5 protein-coding genes are annotated in these 3,747 nt (G+C 63.2%); all 5 read left to right on the top strand.

Features of this window, described 5'->3' with window-relative positions:
- Window positions 1–20: 20 nt before the first annotated feature.
- The 5 genes from VNZ93_RS11750 (at window position 21) to rplQ (ending at window position 3,240) form a co-directional block, all read left to right on the top strand.
- Window positions 21–587, top strand: a complete 567-nt coding sequence (locus VNZ93_RS11750; RefSeq protein ID WP_325704712.1) for a hypothetical protein — start codon at window positions 21–23, stop codon at window positions 585–587.
- A gap of 171 nt (window positions 588–758) precedes the next feature.
- Entirely contained in the window at window positions 759–1,127 is a 369-nt protein-coding gene (rpsM, locus tag VNZ93_RS11755) for a 30S ribosomal protein S13 (RefSeq protein ID WP_325704715.1), read from the top strand.
- 69 nt (window positions 1,128–1,196) lie between these two features.
- A complete protein-coding gene (rpsK, locus tag VNZ93_RS11760; RefSeq protein ID WP_325704718.1) occupies window positions 1,197–1,586 on the top strand; it encodes a 30S ribosomal protein S11 in 390 nt (129 codons plus the stop codon).
- 74 nt (window positions 1,587–1,660) lie between these two features.
- A complete protein-coding gene (locus tag VNZ93_RS11765) occupies window positions 1,661–2,692 on the top strand; it encodes a DNA-directed RNA polymerase subunit alpha (RefSeq protein ID WP_325704723.1) in 1,032 nt (343 codons plus the stop codon).
- Between the two features lie 125 nt (window positions 2,693–2,817).
- Window positions 2,818–3,240, top strand: a complete 423-nt coding sequence (gene rplQ, locus VNZ93_RS11770; RefSeq protein ID WP_325704720.1) for a 50S ribosomal protein L17 — start codon at window positions 2,818–2,820, stop codon at window positions 3,238–3,240.
- Window positions 3,241–3,747 lie beyond the last annotated feature (507 nt).

Genomic DNA, 3,747 nt, shown 5'->3' on the forward strand with positions numbered 1-3,747 from the left:
TCGAGAAGCGTGTCGCCGAGATGCAGGCGCGTGGCGAGCCGGTCCGGGCCGACGACAATGCCGAATCGCTGAAAAAGCGGCTCGACGCCTACCACGCGCAGACCGCGCCGCTGTCGCACTATTACCGCCGGAAGGGCCTGCACAAGGCCACCAACGGCATGGCCGGGATCGACGAGGTGACCGAGGCGATCGGGGCGCTTCTCGCGGCCCCGGCGCGGCGCAAGAAGGCGCCTGCCCGCAAGCGGGCGGTTCGCGGCGCTCCGACTCGCCGCGCCGCCGGGCGCAAGCCGCCGTCGCGCGGAACCGGGGCCCGGGCGGCCTCGAAACGGACCTCAAAGGCTGCTGCCAAGGGTGCAGCCTCCAGGGGAACGGCCAAAGGGACGGCTAAGGGAGCTTCAAAGGGTGCTTCCAAGGCCAAAAAGGCGGTCAAGGGACGGTCGCGGAAGGCCGCTTCCAAGTCCAGGACCGTGAAATCGGCCAAATCGGCCGGTACCCGCCACAAGGCGGTCAAGAGCAGGAATTCGGGCCGGAACCGGGCATCAAAAGCCCGTTCCGGACGAGGCCGGAGGTTGACGAAACGCCGGTGAATCCGTACATACCGCGCCATTCAGTGGGAGAACGTACGCGCGATGCCGGGCCCCGAGAGAGGCGGGGGCAAGGTGTCGTGCTAACCCTTTGCGGTCCCCTCCGAAAGACACGGACAGAGCAGGAAGGTTGATCGGCAGCCGAGGGAGGCTGCCGACACATGGAGCGAGATCGTGGCCCGTATTGCAGGTGTCAATATTCCAACCAACAAGCGCGTCGTCGTCGCGCTTCAGTATATCCATGGCATTGGTGAGCACGCAGCGAACCACATCATGGAGGAGCTGCACATTCCGTATGAACGGCGTGTGTCCCAGCTCACGGACGCCGAAGTCCTGCAGATCCGCGAAATGATCGATCGTGAATACACGGTTGAAGGCGATCTTCGCCGCGAGACCTCGATGAATATCAAGCGCCTCATGGACCTCGGCTGCTATCGCGGCCTGCGTCACCGCAAGGGCCTGCCGGTGCGCGGTCAACGTACGCATACCAACGCCCGCACCCGCAAGGGACCGGCGAAGGCGATTGCAGGCAAGAAGAAGTAATTTCGGATCGGGTCGCTTCGGGTCGCGAATCGCTGATCGCGAAACTGGAGCGCTGCGAAAGGAACGAGAATGGCAAAAGAAGTAACGCGCGTCCGTCGCCGGGAGCGCAAGAATATTGTTTCCGGCGTTGCGCATGTGAACGCCAGCTTCAACAACACCATGATCACCATAACCGACGCGCAAGGCAACACCATTGCGTGGTCGACGGCGGGGACCATGGGGTTCAAGGGCTCGCGCAAGTCGACGCCGTATGCCGCTCAGGTCGCCAGCGAAGATGCCGCCAAGAAGGCGGCGGAGCACGGCATGCGTACGCTGGAAGTGGAAGTCTCGGGACCGGGTTCGGGCCGTGAGAGCGCGTTGCGCGCGCTGCAGGCTGCCGGCTTCACCATCACGTCGATCCGCGACGTGACGCCGATCCCGCATAACGGTTGTCGGCCGCGGAAGCGCCGCCGCGTATGACGGATACGATGACCCGGTGGCAGGACGACGCGTCCGCCGCCGATACGCATGGCAAGACCGAGCCGACCAAGGCGATGGGTGCAAACGTGACGATCCAGAAGAACTGGCAGGAACTGATCAGGCCGAACAAGCTGCAGGTGTCGGCAGGTGCCGACCCGCGGCGTGAGGCGACACTGGTGGCCGAACCGCTCGAACGCGGCTTCGGACTGACGCTGGGCAATGCGCTCCGGCGGATTCTGCTGTCGTCGCTCCAGGGCGCGGCGGTGCAATCGGTGCACATCGACGGCGTGCTGCATGAATTCTCGTCGATCCCCGGTGTGCGAGAGGACGTGACCGACATCGTCCTCAACATCAAGGACATCGCCATCAAGATGCAGGGCGAAGGCCCCAAGCGCATGGTGGTGAAGAAGAATGGCCCGGGCGTTGTCACCGCCGGTGATATCTCCACGGTGGGCGACATCGTGATCCTCAATCCGGATCTCGTGCTCTGCACTCTCGACGAGGGCGCCGAGATACGGATGGAATTCACGGTCAATACCGGCAAGGGCTATGTCCCGTCCGAGCGTAACCGTCCGGAAGATGCGCCGATCGGTCTGATCCCGGTCGACAGCCTGTATTCGCCGGTGAAGAAGGTCTCCTACAAGGTCGAGAACACCCGCGAAGGGCAGATCCTCGACTATGACAAGCTGACGCTCGCGATCGAGACCAACGGTTCGGTGTCGCCGGAAGACGCGCTCGCCTATGCCGCGCGTATCCTGCAGGATCAGCTCAACGTGTTCGTGAACTTCGAGGAGCCGCGTAAGGAAGTCGTCGCGGAGTCGATCCCCGATCTCGCGTTCAACCCGGCCTTCCTCAAGAAGGTGGACGAGCTCGAGCTGTCGGTGCGTTCGGCCAATTGTCTGAAGAACGACAACATCGTGTATATCGGCGATCTCGTTCAGAAGACCGAAGCCGAGATGCTCCGCACGCCGAATTTCGGCCGCAAGTCGCTCAACGAGATCAAGGAAGTTCTGGCGCAGATGGGCCTGCATCTCGGCATGGAAGTGCCGGGGTGGCCGCCGGAGAATATCGACGATCTCGCCAAGCGTTTCGAAGACCATTACTGAGTTTGAGTTGACCGTCGTGGCCGGGCTCGCGTCCGGCCATGACCTTATCGGGCGAACGCAGGAAGCCCACCTGAGCACAACGTCGGACTGATCGTCGCGACGCAGAGAAGAGAAGGAAGAACCCCATGCGTCACGGTAATGCGCATCGCAAGCTGAACCGCACCGCCGAGCATCGCAAGGCGATGTTCGCCAACATGTGCGCTGCGCTGATCAAGCACGAGCAGATCATCACCACGTTGCCGAAGGCGAAGGATCTGCGTCCGATCGTCGAGAAGCTCGTCACCCTTGGCAAGCGCGGCGACCTGCATGCGCGTCGCCAGGCGGTGTCGCGGATGCGTGACGTCGACATGGTCAAGAAGCTCTTTGACGTTATCGGTCCCCGCTACAAGGACCGCAATGGCGGCTACACCCGCATCATCAAGGCTGGTTTCCGCTACGGCGACTCCGCTCCGGTTGCCGTGATCGAGTTTGTCGATCGCGATGTCGATGCCAAGGGCGTCGATTCCGGACCGGTGCAGGCGAAGGCCGAGGACACGGCGGCGGCGTGATCGTCGTCCCCGTGCGACCGGTTTCGAGAGCGGCGCTGTGCGCCGCTCTTTTCTTTTACGCCATTCTGTCGCGAGCGATGATGGGCGATGACACGCGTGCGCTGGCCGCGGTCGCGGGGACCCTCTCGGGGTGAAACCTTTGCTCGCAAGCGGCGCGTCGCGCTCTCGCTCGGGATTGTCGCGCTGGGCGCGGCTCTAGCCTATGGCGTGATGCGGGTCGGCGTGAAGAACAGCACGGCCTCCATGACCCCGACCCGAGCGCCGCCTAGCGCGTCCGGTCCTTAGCGCAAATTGCGTGTCGATTTGCACGGAATGAGAAGCGATTTCCCACGATCCGGATCGTCGCGAACTTCCGCGGCAGGACCGCACGAATTAGAATGCCTAAAGAGGCTGGGGGGAAATGCTGATGATTCGTTTTGCTTTGGCCGCCGTGGCGCTCGCCGCCGGCGCGTGGTCCGCTTTCGCGCAATCGCCGGCGCAGCGCGGCGAATATCTGGTCAATTCCAT

Source organism: Pseudorhodoplanes sp., assembly GCF_035565795.1.
Taxonomy (GTDB): domain Bacteria; phylum Pseudomonadota; class Alphaproteobacteria; order Rhizobiales; family Xanthobacteraceae; genus Pseudorhodoplanes.